Source organism: Pseudomonas nitroreducens (genome assembly GCF_014204515.1).
GTDB lineage: Bacteria > Pseudomonadota > Gammaproteobacteria > Pseudomonadales > Pseudomonadaceae > Pseudomonas > Pseudomonas nitritireducens_A.
The window spans coordinates 107,837-123,996 of the sequence record NZ_JACHLI010000016.1; the positions used below are offsets into that span (position 1 = coordinate 107,837).

12 protein-coding genes, 1 other RNA gene and 1 riboswitch are annotated in these 16,160 nt (G+C 60.3%); of the genes, 5 read left to right on the top strand and 8 right to left on the bottom strand.

Annotation, left to right across the window (positions count from 1 at the left end):
• The 5 genes from HNP46_RS19610 (at window position 1) to HNP46_RS19630 (ending at window position 6,808) form a co-directional block, all read left to right on the top strand.
• Window positions 1–2,178 (top strand): glycosyltransferase family protein, encoded by a 2,178-nt coding sequence (locus tag HNP46_RS19610; protein ID WP_184592199.1) that lies wholly within the window; start codon window positions 1–3, stop codon window positions 2,176–2,178.
• Window positions 2,178–3,782 (top strand): heparinase II/III family protein, encoded by a 1,605-nt coding sequence (locus tag HNP46_RS19615; RefSeq protein ID WP_184592201.1) that lies wholly within the window; start codon window positions 2,178–2,180, stop codon window positions 3,780–3,782. Before HNP46_RS19610 ends, HNP46_RS19615 begins: the two co-directional genes overlap by 1 nt.
• On the top strand, window positions 3,782–4,498 hold the full coding sequence (locus HNP46_RS19620; RefSeq protein WP_184592203.1) for an alpha/beta fold hydrolase: 717 nt from the start codon (window positions 3,782–3,784) through the stop codon (window positions 4,496–4,498). The genes HNP46_RS19615 and HNP46_RS19620 overlap by 1 nt, the downstream gene beginning before the upstream one ends.
• Window positions 4,499–4,530: 32 nt before the next feature.
• Entirely contained in the window at window positions 4,531–4,986 is a 456-nt protein-coding gene (locus HNP46_RS19625) for a hypothetical protein (protein WP_184592205.1), read from the top strand.
• A 100-nt stretch (window positions 4,987–5,086) separates the two neighbouring features.
• The gene (locus HNP46_RS19630; protein ID WP_184592208.1) at window positions 5,087–6,808 is read left to right on the top strand and encodes a hypothetical protein; all 1,722 of its coding nucleotides are present in this window, start codon (window positions 5,087–5,089) and stop codon (window positions 6,806–6,808) included.
• Window positions 6,809–6,935: 127 nt separating this feature from the next.
• Here HNP46_RS19630 and ssrA read toward each other — a convergent pair.
• From ssrA to HNP46_RS19670, 8 genes are all read right to left on the bottom strand, one after another.
• Window positions 6,936–7,293, bottom strand: a transfer-messenger RNA (tmRNA) gene (gene ssrA, locus HNP46_RS19635).
• A gap of 74 nt (window positions 7,294–7,367) precedes the next feature.
• Window positions 7,368–8,045 (bottom strand): type 1 glutamine amidotransferase domain-containing protein, encoded by a 678-nt coding sequence (locus tag HNP46_RS19640; protein ID WP_184592210.1) that lies wholly within the window; start codon window positions 8,043–8,045, stop codon window positions 7,368–7,370.
• An 86-nt stretch (window positions 8,046–8,131) separates the two neighbouring features.
• A complete protein-coding gene (locus HNP46_RS19645; RefSeq protein ID WP_184592212.1) occupies window positions 8,132–9,145 on the bottom strand; it encodes a sodium:calcium antiporter in 1,014 nt (337 codons plus the stop codon).
• A gap of 51 nt (window positions 9,146–9,196) precedes the next feature.
• Window positions 9,197–9,364: riboswitch (yybP-ykoY riboswitch) on the bottom strand.
• Window positions 9,365–9,401: 37 nt separating this feature from the next.
• Window positions 9,402–12,686, bottom strand: coding sequence for an acetyl-CoA carboxylase family protein (locus HNP46_RS19650; RefSeq protein ID WP_184592214.1), 3,285 nt, complete (start codon window positions 12,684–12,686; stop codon window positions 9,402–9,404).
• Window positions 12,687–12,863: 177 nt separating this feature from the next.
• Window positions 12,864–13,124 (bottom strand): hypothetical protein, encoded by a 261-nt coding sequence (locus tag HNP46_RS19655; RefSeq protein WP_184592217.1) that lies wholly within the window; start codon window positions 13,122–13,124, stop codon window positions 12,864–12,866.
• A gap of 91 nt (window positions 13,125–13,215) precedes the next feature.
• A complete protein-coding gene (locus HNP46_RS19660) occupies window positions 13,216–14,613 on the bottom strand; it encodes a sensor histidine kinase (protein ID WP_184592219.1) in 1,398 nt (465 codons plus the stop codon).
• The gene (locus HNP46_RS19665) at window positions 14,610–15,287 is read right to left on the bottom strand and encodes a response regulator (protein WP_184592221.1); all 678 of its coding nucleotides are present in this window, start codon (window positions 15,285–15,287) and stop codon (window positions 14,610–14,612) included. Before HNP46_RS19665 ends, HNP46_RS19660 begins: the two co-directional genes overlap by 4 nt.
• Before the next feature lie 11 nt (window positions 15,288–15,298).
• Entirely contained in the window at window positions 15,299–16,159 is an 861-nt protein-coding gene (locus HNP46_RS19670) for a hypothetical protein (protein WP_184592223.1), read from the bottom strand.
• Window position 16,160 lies beyond the last annotated feature (1 nt).

Genomic DNA, 16,160 nt, shown 5'->3' on the forward strand with positions numbered 1-16,160 from the left:
ATGACTAGCAAAAAACGCGTACTGGTTTGCGCCAACCCGGACTTGAACTACATCGATGGGTCCTCTATTTGGTCCCAGACGATCAGTCTCGCTCTCGCGGAAACAGGAGCTGCGCGCGTCGACTTCATCGCCAAGAGCGCGCCTGAACGCGGGGAACTGTTTCAGCCACTCACTGATCACTCCAGCGTTACCGTTATCAATGGTACCGAGCCGAAGTACTGGAATGGTGCAAAGTTGCGGCGGCTCACTCTGGAGCAAATGGCAGGGCTTGCGGGAAAGCTATTCCAGCAGAGTCACTACGATACCTGTGTTGTTCGTGGTCTGGAGATTGCCACGAATTTGCTCCAGCATCCTGAGTTGCTCGAGCGTACTTGGATTTATTTGACTGATATCCCGCAGGACATCGCTGACTACACTGCCGAACAGCGGCAGACCATGGCTGCAATCGCGCACGGCTGCGAGCGCCTGCTCTGCCAGACACCTGGCTTCATCGATCTATGGAGAACCCTTGTCCCTGATTTGGCGGAGGGAAAGCTCTCTCTGTACACCCCCGTTATCCCCGATCTTCCTCTGTCCTGCCTACCCATCGCCGAACGCGAGAGAAGGGTTATCTACGCCGGGAAATTCAAGAGCGACTGGAAGACGCTGGAAATGGCGGAGAGCTGGCCCGGTGTCAATCGCGCAGTTCCGGACAGCCAGTTCGTTGTCATTGGCGACAAAATCCATAGCGATACCACGTCGCCAGATTACAAGGAGAAAATGACCAGGGCACTGGAAAATACACCCTCCTTGAACTGGCTTGGTGCCCTCAGCCGTGAAGCTGTCATGGGGCAGTTGCAGATGGCGCGAATTGGGCTGTCGTGGCGATCCGAGAGCATGAATGACACGGTCGAGTACTCCACCAAGATTCTAGAATACGGTGCCGCCGGCTGTGCTGCGATCGTGAACCGCAATGCGCTGCACGAACAATTGCTGGGTGAGGACTATCCGCTCTACGCGAATAGTCTTGACGAATTCCGTGCTCAACTTCGTGGTGGACTGCTGGACGACGAAAAGGCACAACTGGCTGCAGACAGGCTGCGGGCATTGGCTGCTCGACATACATTCTCTGCACGTGTCGAAATGATTAGGACATGGCTTTCCTGCAAGCCTGATATTGCCCGAAGACGTGAGCGCCACACCAAGCTCAAGATACTGGTCGCTGGGCATGACTTGAAGTTCTTCCTGCCACTCAAGAAGAGGTTGAAGGAGTTTGGCGACTTCGAGTTCCTGATGGATCACTGGCAGGGACACAACAAGCACAACGAAAGTGCTAGCCAAAAACTTCTGGAAAAGGCCGACATCATTTTCTGCGAGTGGTGTCTGGGAAATATAAAGTGGTTTTCTCAGCATAAGCGAGCTGACCAGAAGCTGGTCGCCCGCTTTCACTATCAAGAGGTCAGGCTGTCTTATCTGGCAGAGGCAGATTGGGAGAAAATCGATCACATCGCTTTCGTCAGCGAACAAATTCGCGCGGAAGCGATGGAGGCATTCCCAGGTTTTCCATCGGATAAAACCAGCGTCATTCCGAACTTTCTCGATGAGAGAAAGTTCACCTCGGAGAAGAAGACCAGTGACGCCGACTTCACCTTGGGAATGATTGGCGTCGCGCCAATGCGGAAACGCATGGACCGGGCTCTGGATTTACTCGAGACTCTATTGCAGCAAGACGCCCGATACTGTTTACGGATCAAAGGAACGCATCCCCTTGACTACGGCTGGTTGCTTAAGCGTGAAGAAGAGGCAGCCTATTACAAAGCCATCTTCAATCGAATAAACAGCAGCGAAAAACTTCGCCATCGCGTCATCTTTGACCCGCCTGGTGATGACGTGAACGAATGGCTGAAAATGATAGGTTACATACTCTCTCCGTCGGACGGCGAGTCGTTTCATATGGCGGTGGGTGAGGGGATGCTCACTGGTGCTACACCCGTGATATGGAACTGGCCCGGGGCAGATGAGATCTGGCCGAAGGCCAATGTGGTCACTGGAAACGATCAAGCCGTTTACCTCGTACGAAAGGCAATCCCCAGCGCGCAGGCGAGTGGCTTGTACGAGCCATTCCTGGATCAGTACTCTTCCGGAACTGTTGCTCGTCAGTGGCGTGCAAAACTACAAGATTTGAATGAGCCTGGCTAATGTATACCGATAAATTAAATAGACTCCACGCTGCCGTTGAGAAGCCAGCCTTTGCGTTCATAAAAAATAACTATGTGAGTACCAGTCGAAATGATTTCAAATTTCTGAAACAAGCTGTCTTCGAGAGGACAATAGAGTTGCGAGGATTTTCCAATAGCGCTATTGATCTCGAAGTGTTTGACTGGGCAGAGGAAGGTCGAGACCGAAACTGGTGGTGGCAGATGCAGTCGCTGCCCTTTTTGACCTGGTTTATCAGTAGTTTCGAACTGCAGTCCGAGGAAGAGCGACGCGAGTTCTTCAGGTTTTGCGTGAACTCAGTAATTAATTGGCGAAATAAGGCCATGCGAGCATCGGATTCGCCGCTTGCTTGGCATGATCACGCTACTGCGTTCAGAGTTAGAAATGTCGTAAATTGGTTGGTCTTCTGCTGGGATTGCGGGTTGAGCGCTCTGGTCGCAGAGAATAATACAGAGCTTGATCTCGTATCTCTTGTCGAAGAGCACTTGGCATGGCTGGCTGATCGAGAGAATTACTCGATTCATACCAATCATGGATTTGATCAGTCGCTTATTAGTTATACTATTTCTCTGTATTTTGGAAATAGATTTTCTGATTATAAGGCGCTGTCTCTCGCGCGCCTTCAGGATGAGTTGGACTTTGCTTTTACGCCCCAGGGAGTGCATAAGGAGAATAGCCCAGGTTACCAGAAATTCATGCTTTCCCGGCTTAAGGGGCTGCTGAATCTTGAAGCTTTGGGTGACTCGGAAATATCCGTTCAGGCAAGAGATCATATCGAAAAGGCGACCGAGTTTCTGAAGGTGATTACGCTGCCGGACGGTATGTTGCCAATTATTGGTGATACCCGTTGGGACGATTTCAGTGAGGTGGAAAATACCAAATCTGAGCTCAACGTTTACGATTATTCAGACTCTGGTTATCTGGTCGTAAAAGGAAGGGATCAGCAGGGCAGGGATTTCTTCCTCTCGTTAAAAAATTGCCACGACTCAAACTACCATCGTCATGATGATGATCTTTCCGTGTTCTTCTATTATGCAGGGAGAGTGGTTTTCGGTGATGGTGGTCTCTTAAGTCATAACGAGAAGGATGCCAAACGGTTATTTATACGGTCCTCTCTTGCTCACTCGTGTCCGGTGCTGCCATTGAAGGCCATTCGGGATAAATTAAAAGTCCCGCAACGGCCGACCATGGAGCTTCGCGAGGGAGGGATTTTCCATGGCGTAAGCCATATGTACGGCGTCAAGGTCGAGCGCTCCGTGGATATCTCGAAGATACGTGACGGCGAAATATCCATTCTCGATGTTACCGAATCCGAAGGTGAAATCTGGAGCAATTTCCTGCTCACTGAAGACGTTATGGTCAAGTCGCAGAATAGCGGCTTTCAAGTGTCATTTGACAGCTTCCTGCTAACCATAGCGGCCCTGGGCGAGGCTGGTAGTTCCTACACTTGCAAAGGCTGGGACCCGGAATCCGCTGAGAACAGCGCGATATTTTCCAAGCACCTTGGGCGCGACGAAGCCGCTACCCGAGTCTGGTTGACCTCGCGAGGTCAATCCGGGGTGAAGATAAGCATCGGTGAAAAGTGATGAGGATCGACGCTCGGATCGGCGACTGCGAATGTAGTTTTTTTTCTGCACCTAATAGTAGGAAGGTAGTCGTATTCCTTCCATCTGCCAGTGATAAGGATATCTATCCTTATTATCCGCGTTTGTCGTGGGAAAATGACCTTTCTGGAAAGGTGAATGTACTTTATATCAATGATCCTTTCCAGCATCTGGATGCCTACAAGACCCCGATGGGAAGCTGGTATATCTCGCCATCGGGGGATTTCGTTCTACCTGAAGTCGCAGTGCTATTACAGGACTTCCTCTCCGGGAAGGGGATTGACGAAGTGCTCTACTATGGATCTTCCATGGGGGGGTATGCTGCAGTTGTACTGGCCAGCTTGCATCCCGGTGCCAAGGCTATCGCAGAGTGCCCGCAGCTTTTCTTGAGTGGGCATCCGGGCAGTCGCTATGTTTATGAAAACTTCCTTAGGAAAACTATCGACGTAGAAACGGTGGAGCCTCTCTCTTTTGTCAGAAAGTCCGTGGGCTCTCAGATTCGAATTTTTTGCTCAGTGCAGGACTATCACTATAAGGTTCATGTGTTGCCTTTTGCTGAGAAAGTGTCGGCGTGTCAAGAGAGTGAGCATGTTGATATCGAATTCATCGGCTATAAGAAGCCTGGGTACAAGAGTGGACATGTCGCTCTTTCCAAGGCTGATGCACTGCCGCTGATTTGCACTGCTCTTAAGATATAAAATCTAATACTAGGTGTTTGGGTGAAGGAAAAATGAAAAGGAATGTTCTGCTTGCATGTTTCGCTTTGTTGGCCCTCTCCGGCTGTGATGAGGCTGTGAAGGAAAAGCCTCAAGCGCAGGCCGTTTCTGAGGTGCCTTCGCTATCAACTTCCGACGATGGTCAGCAAGTTGTAACGTTCAAGGATGGAGCCAGTATCACCCTAAAGGGAAAGTTGATTCGCAACGTAGTCTTTAGTAATGACTCCGGGAAATTTCAGCGCTATATCTTTGAGTTGGATGAGCAGTCCATGGCCATTGAAGGGCGGGTGTTCGCCACCATCGTGAAAGCGGGCTATCAGCGTAAGGTGAAGACCAGTAATGCTGATACCTATGCAGTGCATTACCAGAAGCGTGGCTATCCCGCTGTCGGGGCGACCTATGCGAATCTGGAAGGTGGGAAAGGCGATGCAGCAGCCAAGACGCGCCTGACGCTACTTTGGCGCATCTGATCTGCAAACTATCTGGAGGCGGTTCGGGAAATAACCGGGCCTATCCTGGCGGTGTCGTTTTGAGATGGGTGGTCTGATAATGTTTAGCCTTTTGAAGTCCATGAAGACGACTGCCGCCTGGCTTGTATCTGTTGGCTCGAAATTTTTCCGAATTGCGCCGGTCTATACTGCGATTTCGATTTCGGCGACTCTGCTTTCCCAAGTGTCCCTGCTACTCGCCTACTTCCTGCCGCTCAAGGTAATTATTCTCATCAGTTCCAATAGGGTTCCGCACTATTTTCCGGATGAGTTGAAGGCAGTAGGGCATTCGAATCTTGTCATGGCATTAAGTGTTGCCACACTGCTTTTCTATGCTCTAAATATTATTTCCGAAAAAATAGTGGCGAAAAGTTCTGACGCCGGGGCTAGAAGGCTTATTTCCAGAAGTAACAAAATTTTACTATTCAATAATCAGGATGAAATAGCAACGCAGGCCTATCAGCGCTACTCCAGAAGTGTTGCCGCGCTTTTGTTTGTCGTGGCGGCTATTTTTATAATGCTTATGGTAGATCACCGTCTTTTTTTAATACTGGTGGGTTTTTTCGGGTTTGTCTTTCTTTTGCTCTCACTTGGCTATCAACGTTATTTCGATAGTGAAAGGGTTTCCGCTCCGGCAGTGGCGAAAATTGCGAACTCAATTTCAGCTGGTGGATTCTTCATCACTTTTTCTTACATCGTGGTGGGGTTCCTGATCCATGGCTCAAGCAATGCGCTCGTCGCTGTCATTTCCCTGCTGGTTGTTCGACAGTCTTTCCAGCGAGTCTCCAGTCTGATCGTCGATATTCATTTTCTTGGACTGCAGCGGCCTCAGATCAATGCGCTATTCTTCCACGGCCACACCTTTCAGGGGGCTGTAGACTCGAAAGAACTGAGCTTTTGGCACCTGCTGAATCAACCCCAACGTAATCAGTGGGTCAGTAATATCCTGAGGGAAGTCGTTGGGCGCACCGTGGTGCTTGGGCAGACCCAGTGGCATCAACTGGCTACTAGCGACGTCGGGGCACTGGAAGTTGTTCTCGCCGATAGCGCCGAGAAAACCGGAGGGTATCTCATCAAGCTGTTCAACGCGAACCGCAGAGACCTCGCCATTCAGGAGGCGACTGTGCTTGCTGAGTGTGCGGACTTGCAACTCCCCGCACTGGAGTTCCTCGGGGCGAGTCACGTAGATGGTTTGCACTGCCTCGTTTTTCGCATGGGAGCAGAGAAGAAAGTCAGTCTTAAGGAGTTGAAGGCAAAAGTACTGGAAACGTCCGCGCTTCTGCTTGCAGTCGAGCCGCCTGCAGCTCTGGTATCGCGCTACGCTCGCTCACGTCCATTAGTTTGGCAGCGTCTTGAACTCTCGATGACGGCGCGACTCAAGGTGGCCGCAAAAGATGCGACTGAGTGCGAGAACATCGAGAAATTCGAGCAACAGCTTTCCGGTATCCTCGCGGCGATACAGAAGTTGCCGCTGCAATTCCTCAACCCCGACATTACCGCCGAGAGCGTATTGATCGGCCAAGATGGGCAGCCCGTGCTCAGTCAATGGGGGCGTTGGACTCTCGAGCCTCTAGGCGCCGCATGGCCTATCAACCCCAACGAGTTGCCTCTCCTTGCGGAAAACCTGAAAAAGGCTCGAAGTACCCGCGCCTGCCTTGCTCATGTATCGGAAGCCGTGGTGGTACTATCTGCGCTGATGTTCGCCTATGAGCGGGCCTTGGGCCGGCAGCAGATTGCGACCGCCGTCGAACTGCTGCCGCAGATACTGGCGGTCAATGGTACCGTGCAATCCCCGCCCACCTGAGGTGCTGCTCGGGCTCCTTGACGATGTCTTGCGGCGTGATGCGTAAGTTGTCGGGTATCTGGAAAAAGCTTGGCATAAAAAAGCCCCTGAAATTCACTAGGAAAATCAGGGGCTTATCGTTTGCGTTTGGTGGAGCCGGGGGGATTTGAACCCCCGTCCGCCAGTTCTCCGCTGTCGGTTCTACATGCTTAGCCTTCTCTACTGAGTTAACTCCGCGCCGCCCGAGAGGCAGGGTGCTTGGAGCGAGCTGTATGAGTTTTAGCCGTTACGTCTACAGCGAACTTGGCGGCGATCCTGTTCTATATGACAGACCTAATCTTCGGGTTTACAGGCATCCCCTAGGGTCTGCTAGCGGCACTTAGGCTGCTAGGGCGTAGTTGTCGTCGTTGGCAACTATAAAGTTGTGGCAGCTGATTTACGAGAACTGTCACCTACTCGGCATGCCCCTCGAGTTTTGTTACCGGCGTCGAATCCTAATCGGCCCCAAAACCTGGAAAGGTCGTGGGCGATTGTACGGCAAAGCCGCCCCGATAGCCACCCGGGGCGGCGCAAACCGTTGTCAGGCCAGGAATTTCAGCACAGCCTCGGCCACTGCCTCGGAGGAGGCGGGGTTCTGCCCGGTGATCAGGCCGCGGTCGACTTCCACGTGGCTCTGCCAGTCCGGGCCCTTGCTGTAGCGGGCGCCGTTGGCCTTGAGCATGTCCTGGACGAGGAAGGGCACCACATCGGTGAGGCCGACGGCGTCCTCTTCGCTGTTGGAGAAGCCGGTGACGTGGCGGCCCTGTACCAGCGGCTTGCCGTCGAGGCCGTGGGGATGGCGGAACACGGCCGGGGCGTGGCAGACGGCGGAGACCGGCTTGCCGCTGGAGTGGAAGGCTTCGATCAGCGCCACCGAGGTGCGGTCCTCGGCCAGGTCCCAGAGCGGGCCGTGGCCGCCTGGGTAGAACACGGCGTCGTAGTCGTCGGCCTTCACGTCGCTGAGCTTGATGGTATTGGCCAGCGCGGCCTGGGCTTCGCTGTCCTGGCGGAAGCGCCGGGTAGCCGGGGTCTGCGCATCTTCCTCGTCGCTCTTGGGGTCGAGCGGCGGTTGGCCGCCCTTGGGCGAGGCCAGGGTCAGGCTGGCGCCGGCATCCTTGAACACGTAGTAGGGCGCGGCGAACTCCTCGAGCCAGAAGCCGGTTTTCTTGCCGGTGCTGCCGAGCTGGTCGTGGGAGGTCAGGACTACCAGGATTTTCATGCTCACTCCTTCGGCGTATCGCTAGTCGTGCGGCTGCCGCCGAAACGGCAGCCCGGACTGTCAGTGTAGGCAATACGCCACGGGCGTCAGCGCGACAAGGTGATACCCAGATAGGCGGCGTACAGCGCGCCGTTGAGCAGCAGCACCCAGATCGGCAGGCCGCCGCCGCGCTGGGCGTTGATCCGCAGCCAGGCCGCTGCGCCCAGGGTCACCAGCACCCCGGTGAGCACTTCGATGCGCGGCTGCCAGGGTGTGAGCAGGATGCCGATGGCGGGCAGCAGCGTGCCCTGGAAGACCATGGCGCCGCTGATGTTGCCGAAGGCCAGGGTGTCCTTGCCGCGGCGCACCCAGAGGATGCTGTTGACCTTCTCCGGCAACTCGGTCGCGATGGGGATGATCAGCAGCGACAGCAGCAGTGCGGAAATACCCAGGATGTGCGACAGGCCTTCGACGCCATGGATGAAGCCCTTGGCGCCCAGCACCAGCAGGCCCAGGCCCAGCAGCAACTGCAGGAGGATGGTGGCGAGGTTGGTCGGCAGGCCGATGCGCGACAGGTACATGTGGTGATCGGCCTCGGTACCGTGGCCGTCGTCCACCAGGCTCTGGGACGCGCGGATGGTCAGGGTGATGTAGCCGACGTAGGTGAGCACCAGCAGCACGCTGAGGGCGATGCGTACGGAGCGCATCTCGGCGGGGACGAACATGGCGATGGTGGCGAAGCAGAAGGCGACCAGGAAGAAATTCAGGTCGCGCTTGAGCCCCGTGCGCTCTGGGCGGATGCGCCCGAACAGGCCGCGGGCGCGCCAGGCGAAGCAGGCCATCAGGCAGGTGGAGAGTGTGGAAAGCATCAGCGGCGCGCCGAGGATGGCGCCCACGCCGACTTCCTCGTTGAGGGTGGCATTGCTGGTGCCGGCGAACAGGGCCAGCAGCGGGATCAGGGTTTCCGGCAGCGCAGTGCCGACGGCGGCGAACAGTGAGCCGGTGACGCCTTCGGAAATCCCCAGGCGTTCGCCGAAATGCTCCAGCGCGTTGGTGAAGAGTTCGGCGGCGATCAGGATCACCAGCAGCATGCCGAACAGTTCGAGGATGAAGGTCAGCATGCGCGCAGCTCCAGGCGGATGGAGCGAAGAGTGGGGTGGTGCATCACGGTGAAACTCCCGGCCGGTCTTATACCCATGACCACGCGTCTCCCCGGCCGTTGCGGAGATCACGTGGTCAAAGGTCTTGCCAGGCATGAAGCTGGTAGCGCCATGGCCGGTGGGCCAAGTGTGTTGACGTTACCTCCGCTGAGCGGACGGCTACTCCCCAATGACGGGGCGCATTCTAGCCGATCGGCCGCTCAGCTCAAGCCGTGGCTCACCAGGTATCGATCAGTGGGCGCTTTTTCCCCAGGCGAGCAGCCGGGCGCGGCGTCGAGGCCAGGCCGCGCAGCAGCCAGCGGCGGGTGTCGGCCGGGTCGATGACGTCGTCGATCTCCAGGTAGCTGGCCATGTTCAACCCCTTGCCGTTGCGGTAGGCGGCGGCGACCAGTTTGTCGAACAGCGCCTGGCGTTCCTGCGCATCTTCAACGGCGGCCAGCTCCTTGGCGTAGCCCAGGCGGATCGCCCCTTCCAGACCCATGGCGCCGAACTCGCCGCTGGGCCAGGCGACGGTGAACAGTGCGGCGTGGAAGCTGCCGGCAGCCATGGCCTGGGCACCTAGGCCATAGCCCTTGCGCAGCACTACGGTGAAGAAAGGCACGCTGAGGCTCGCGGCGGTGACGAACATGCGCGAGACGTGGCGCACGGTGCCGGTCTTCTCTGCTTCCGGGCCGACCATGAAGCCGGGGGTGTCGCACAGCGAGATGATCGGCAGGTCGAAGGCATCGCACAGCTGCATGAAGCGCGCGGCCTTGTCGCCGGCCTCGGCGTCGATGGCACCGCCCAGATGCATGGGGTTGTTGGCGATCAGGCCGAAGGGTTTGCCTTCGATGCGCACCAGCGCAGTGACCATGCCGGCGGCGAAGTGACGGCGCAGCTCCAGTACCGAGCCGCTGTCGGCCAGTTGCTCGATGACCTGGCGGATGTCGTAGACGCGCAGGCGGTTCTCCGGCACCGCGTGGCGCAGCCGGCGCTGGTCCACGCATTGCCAATCGGCCGTGTCGCCCTGGAAGTAGGCGAGGTACTGGCGGGCGATGCGGGTGGCTTCGGCCTCGTCCTCCACCAGCACGTCGATGACGCCGTTGGCGCTCTGCACGTCGCTGGGGCCGACTTCCTCGGGGGCGAATTTGCCCAGGCCGCCACCCTCGATCATCGCCGGCCCCGCCATGCCCAGGCTGGTATCGCGGGTGGCGATGATCACGTCGCAGCAACCCAGCAACGCGGCGTTGCCGGCGAAGCAGCGACCGGAGACCACGCCCACCAGCGGCACCAGCCCGGAGAGCCGTGCCAGGCCGACGAAGCTCATGTTGTCCAGCCCGGCCACGCCGACGAAATCGGTGTCGCCCGGCCGCCCGCCACCGCCTTCGGCGTAGAGCACCAGCGGGATGCGCCATTGCTCGGCGAGATGCAGCATGCGGTCGGTCTTCTTGTGGTTCATCACCCCCTGGGTGCCGGCGAATACCGTGTAGTCGTAGGCCAGCACCAGGCAGCGCGCCTTCTCGTCGCCGAACTGCGCGGCGTTGATGCTGCCCAGGCCGCTGACCAGGCCGTCGGCAGGGCTGCTGGCGATCAGTTCCTCGACGCTGCGACGCCGACGCTGGGCGGCGATGGCCAGCGCGCCGTACTCGATGAAGCTGCCGGCATCGAGCAGGTCGGCGAGGTTTTCGCGGGTGGTGCGCTTGCCGATCCGGTGGCGCTTGGCGACGGCTTCCGGGCGGCGCTCGTCGAGGCCGATGGCGTGGCGTTCGAGCACTTCGGCGAGGTCGGCGCGAATGGCGTCGAGATCGATGCTCGCGCTGCTTTCGGCGTCTTGGGCCTGGATGTCCGCCGGCTCGACGAACAACAGGGCATCACCCTCGCCGAGACTGTCGCCGGGCGTGGCGGCGAGGCTGTGGACGATGCCGCTGGCGCTGGCCTTCACCTCGAATTCCATCTTCATCGCCTCGACTACGGCGATGGTCTGGCCCTGGGCGACGGCATCGCCGACCGCCACATCCAGGCTGACCAGTACGCCGGCGCTGGGCGCGGCCAGCGGTATGCAGCCGGCCGGCGTTTCGCTGGCGCGCTGGGGCTCCGCCGCGGCGCCGGCATGGCTGAAGAAACGGTGCGGGTGGGCGTGATCCTGTGCGCCCAGCAGCGTCGGCAGGTGGTCTTCGATGTAGCGGGTGGTGACCTGGTTTTCCGCCACGGCCGGCTGGCGCAGCAGGTTGAGCAGCAGCGGGATGTTGCTCGCCACACCCTCCAGGCGGAACTCGCAGAGTGCGCGGTAGGCGCGCTGCACCAGCTGTGGATAACCGCCGTTGCCGTGGACGATCAGCTTGGCCAGCAGCGAGTCGTAGCCGGCGCTATTGCGGTAACCGGCGTAGCCGTAGCCATCGACCCGCAGGCCGGGGCCGCTGGGCGGCTCGTAGGCGCTCAGGGTGCCGCAGGCGAGATGGGGCGTGCCGTCGCTGGCAAGGCTTTCCAGGTTGATCCGCAGTTGCACGGCGTGGCCACGCGGCGCGGGAATCTCGGCCTGGGTCAGGTTCAGTTCGGCGAGGCTGGCGCCTGCGGCAATGCGCAGTTGCGCCTGCACCAGGTCGATGCCGGTCACCGCTTCGGTGACGGTGTGCTCCACCTGCAGGCGCGGGTTGGCTTCCATGAACACGAAGTCGCCGCTGTCTTCGTCCAGCAGGAACTCGAAGGTGCCCAGGCCGCGATAGTTGACTGCCTCGGCCAGGCGCACGGCGGCGCCGAGGATGGCGCCGCGCAGGCGTGGGTGCAGGTTGGGGCTGGGGGCGATTTCCAGCAGCTTCTGGTTGCGCCTTTGCAGGGTGCAGTCGCGCTCCCACAGATGGCTGACGACGCGGCCGTCGCCGATCACCTGCACTTCGATGTGGCGCGCGCGCTGGATCAGCCTTTCGACATAGAGACGATCGTCGCCAAAGGCCGCACGGGCTTCGGCCTGGCAGCGGGCGTAGGCCTCGGCGATTTCTTCGATGCTGCGTACCGCGCGCATGCCGCGGCCGCCGCCGCCGGCCAGGGCCTTGATCATCATGCCGGCGCCAGCAGGCAGTTCGCCGAAGAAGCGCTCGGCGTCTTCCTGCGAGGTGGCGCGGTTGCTGCCGGCGGCCAGCGCCACGCCGTGGTCACGGGCCAGGTCGCGGGCGCGGGCCTTGTCACCGAAGACGTCGAGCACGTCCGCCGAGGGCCCGACGAAGGTGAGGCCAGCGGCGTCGCAGCGGCGCGCGAAGCCGGCGTTCTCGGAAAGGAAGCCATAGCCTGGGTGCACCGCATCGCAACCCTGCGCCAGGGCGATGTCGATGATCTGCTGCTGGTCGAGATAGGCGCTGGCACCACGCCCTCTCAGCGCGGCCGCCTGGTCGGCCTGTCGCGTGTGCAGCGAGGTAGCGTCGTCCTCGGCGTAGATCGCCAGCGTCTGGATACCCAGCTCGGCGGCGGCGCGGGCAATGCGGATGGCGATCTCGCCACGGTTGGCGATAAGCAGGCGGGAGACGGGCATGGCGATTCCGGTTGTGATTCTTGTGGTCGGGAATCGCACCATCTTAGGGAGCGGGCGGGGCGGGGGAACGAACTGCGGCCTCGCGAATGCCGATGGCTTCGCGCGCCTTATGGAGCTACTGCGGCGCGATGGCGGGGCTGGCGACGATCGGCGCCGGGCCGATCGTCGCGTCGGGGATCACCCGTTGGCCCCACCATCACTGGTCTGCTTGAGCAGTTTCAGGGCTTTTTCGGTGTCGGCGATGCAGGCCTTGGTGTCGCCGGAGGATTGCGCCTTGGCAGCGGTTTCCTGCAGGCGCATGGCCTGTTCCTGGAGCTGGGTGTTGTTGGTGGATTTCACCGCATCGTCGACTTTCTGCAGGTTGTCGCTGCACAGGTCGGCGGCGAACGCGGGGGACGCCAGCAGGGCGGCGGTAATGAGCAGGGCGGTGCGTTTCATGGCGGTACTCCTGTCAACGTGGACCGGTTGTCACGGACCGCATGAGCGGACCGTACAGGGTGGACCGGCGGATTTCCCGTCGCGTTCAGCTTTATTGGCTGGCGCTGGTCGGGAGTTCCACGCACACGCCCAGGCCGCGGCCGTCCAGCCCTTCGTGCAGGCTGATGCGACCGTGGTGGATTTCCACGATGCGTTTGACGATTGGCAGACCCAGGCCGCTGCCGGGGCTGCTGGAGACGCTCGGGCTGCGGTAGAAGCGGGTGAAGATTGCCGCATGCTCGGCCGGCGCGACGCCAGGGCCGTTGTCGCGGACCCAGAGGGCGACCTGTTGCTCGTCGCTGTTCAGGGTCACTTCCACGCGGCCACCTTCGGGGGTGTAGCGTAGGGCATTGCCGACCAGGTTGGTCAGCATCAGCTCCAGCCAGGGGGCGACGCCCTGCAGGCTGGCACCCTGGCTGTCGAAGGTCAGGTCGATGCCCTTGTCGATGGCCTGGGGCGCCAGTTCGGCGATGGTGTCCTCGGCCAGCAAGCCGAGGTTCAGCGGGCGGAAGATTTCGTGCAGCTCCTCGGCGTCCAGGCGGGCCAGCAGGAGGATCTGCTCCATCAGCGCACTGATGCGTTCCACACTACGGCTGACCTGCTGCAGGCCATGGGCGTGGGCGGCCGGGTCGGCGGAGCGCAGCGCCACCTGGGCGTGGGTGCGCAGGCTGGCCAACGGCGTGCGGATTTCATGGGCGGCATCGCTGGTCAGGCGGCGCTCGGCCTCCATTGCGGTATTCAGGCGTTCCAGCAGCAGGTTGAGCTCGCCGACCAGGCTGTGCACTTCCACCGGAGCGCGGCTCAGCGCCAGGGGATGCAGGCTGTGGGCGCTGCGCTGGTGCACCTGCTCGATCAGGCTGCGCAGCGGCGCCAGGCCCTGGCGCACGCCGAACCAGACCAGCACGGCGAACAGCGGCAGCGCCAGCAGCAGCGGGAACAGTGCGCTGAACAGCAGCAGGCGCAGGGTCTTGGAGCGGTAGTGCAGGTCTTCGAAGACCCAGATTCGGACCTGGTCGGCACCGGAGGACTCGATCTGCAGCACCCGGTAGTTCACGCCGTCCTGCTGCAGGTCGGAGAAGCCCAGCGGTAGGTGGTCCAGGCCTTGCGGCGCGCGCTCGGTGGTGAGCAGCGGCTCGCCCAGGTACCAGATGGAGTAGCCCAGGGTCGCTTCGCGGTGGATCAGCGGCAGGCCTTCGATGGCCTTGCGGCTGCGCGAGAGAATCTCGCCGGGCGGCGTCGGCGCGGCGTCGACGGAGTCGGCGATGTCGACCAGGCTCAGGGCGGCCTGGCCGAAGTCGATCATGTCCTGGTCGTAGAGGTGGTTCACCTGCTGGCGGGTCAGGTGGTAGGTGAACAGGCCGGCGACCAGCCAGAGCAGGGAGACGCCGCCGATCAGGGTCAGCAGCAGGCGCCGGCTGATGGAGCCGGCGCGGCGTGGCGGGGTGTTCAAGCTCGGCGGGCGCCGTCGGGACGGTCGATGCCGTAGCCGATGCCACGCACGGTGCGGATCAGGCTGTTGCCCAGCTTGCGCCGCAGGTGGTGGATATGGACTTCGATGGCATTGCTCTCCAGGTCTCCATCCCAGCCGTACAGCGCTTCCACCAGCCGCGCGCGCGACAGCACCTTGCCGCGCTGCTCCAGCAGCAGGCGCAGCAGGGCGTATTCGCGCGGGGCCAGGTCCACCGGCTCGCCACCCAGGCTGACCTGATGGGTAGCCGGGTCCAGCGTCAGGTCGCCGTGTTGCAGCAGCGGAATGGCGCGACCGGTGTGGCGGCGGGTGAGGGCACGGACGCGGGCGAGCAGTTCGTCGAGGTCGAAGGGTTTGGTCAGGTAGTCGTCGGCGCCGGCGTCGAGGCCGGCCACGCGGTCGGCCACCTTGTCGCGCGCGGTAAGGATCAGCACGGGCGTGAGGTCGCCGCGCCGGCGCAGGCCGCGCAGCACTTCCAGGCCGTCCTTGCGCGGCAGGCCGAGGTCCAGCACCAGCAGGTCGAACTCATCGGTCTCCAGCGCCTGTTCGGCGGCCACGCCGTCGCTGACCCAGTCTACGGTGTCGCCTTCCAGGCCCAGGCCGGCGCGAATGCCATCACCCAGCAGTTGGTCGTCTTCGACCAGTAATATTCTCATCTCAGCCTCGTTCAGCGCTTCCACAGTTCCCAGAGGCTCATGCCGGCCTCGATCAGCAGGATGGCGACGATCAGCCATTCGACTTGCAACTCGCGCCGGAAGTAACGGTACTCGCTGAGTCGGTCGGTGGCTAACTCGTACAGATCCTGAAGTACTTCGATGCGCTCATCCAGTGCTGCCAGTCGATCATGGGTATTGGCTTGCACGGCCAGTTCGTTGTAAAGACGCTGGATGGGCCCCGCCAAGTGTCGCGGCGGCGTTTCCAGGTGCGCTTCAACCCTTACGAACGCCATGCGCCACGATGTAGTGCTTTGAACGCAGCCGTTGATCTGTCCTTGGCGGGCCAGGTCCCGGCGAGCGACCTGGTGGGTCAGTCTGATGTGATCGGCCGCCGGGAGCCAGGCCGCTGCGACCGCCTGTTCCAGTAGCCGAAGGCGATATTCATACCATGCAAACGCTATCAGGCCATCGAGTAGTTCGTCATAGCGCTCTGCATTTCCGATAACCACTGCGCGGCCAGGTCGCCAGAGCACGCGCTCACCGAACGAGGGCGCTTCCAGTACAGGGGAGGAGTCGTGCAGCTCCTCGCCCATCCACGCTTCCAGACCTTGTCTCCAGCCTAGGCTGGTGTGCAGTCCGCCTCGCGCGAAAATGACGCAGAGCTCGTTATCCTCGAAGGCGGCAGGCAGCGCTGAGCCTTCCGCCAACTCCTGGTATCGAGCCAGTACCGCCAGCGCCGGCTGCGGGTCGCGCAGCCGGGCGAGGATGGGGAATGCAGAGGTCTCGGCCGTCGGTACGAAGCGCACCCGGTAACTCAGGCAGGGGGCGATGCAGGCTTTCAATACCGGCCGAGTGACGAGGGCCGTCGTCATT

What these genes read in the sequence shown, in the direction of transcription:
- HNP46_RS19610 (WP_184592199.1), top strand. Translation starts at nt 1, where the DNA reads ATGACTAGCAAAAAACGCGTACTGGTTTGCGCCAACCCGGACTTGAAC.
- HNP46_RS19615 (WP_184592201.1), top strand. Translation starts at nt 2,178, where the DNA reads ATGTATACCGATAAATTAAATAGACTCCACGCTGCCGTTGAGAAGCCA.
- HNP46_RS19620 (WP_184592203.1), top strand. Translation starts at nt 3,782, where the DNA reads ATGAGGATCGACGCTCGGATCGGCGACTGCGAATGTAGTTTTTTTTCT.
- HNP46_RS19625 (WP_184592205.1), top strand. Translation starts at nt 4,531, where the DNA reads ATGAAAAGGAATGTTCTGCTTGCATGTTTCGCTTTGTTGGCCCTCTCC.
- HNP46_RS19630 (WP_184592208.1), top strand. Translation starts at nt 5,087, where the DNA reads ATGAAGACGACTGCCGCCTGGCTTGTATCTGTTGGCTCGAAATTTTTC.
- HNP46_RS19640 (WP_184592210.1), bottom strand. Translation starts at nt 8,045, where the DNA reads ATGAAAATCCTGGTAGTCCTGACCTCCCACGACCAGCTCGGCAGCACC.
- HNP46_RS19645 (WP_184592212.1), bottom strand. Translation starts at nt 9,145, where the DNA reads ATGCTGACCTTCATCCTCGAACTGTTCGGCATGCTGCTGGTGATCCTG.
- HNP46_RS19650 (WP_184592214.1), bottom strand. Translation starts at nt 12,686, where the DNA reads ATGCCCGTCTCCCGCCTGCTTATCGCCAACCGTGGCGAGATCGCCATC.
- HNP46_RS19655 (WP_184592217.1), bottom strand. Translation starts at nt 13,124, where the DNA reads ATGAAACGCACCGCCCTGCTCATTACCGCCGCCCTGCTGGCGTCCCCC.
- HNP46_RS19665 (WP_184592221.1), bottom strand. Translation starts at nt 15,287, where the DNA reads ATGAGAATATTACTGGTCGAAGACGACCAACTGCTGGGTGATGGCATT.
- HNP46_RS19670 (WP_184592223.1), bottom strand. Translation starts at nt 16,159, where the DNA reads ATGACGACGGCCCTCGTCACTCGGCCGGTATTGAAAGCCTGCATCGCC.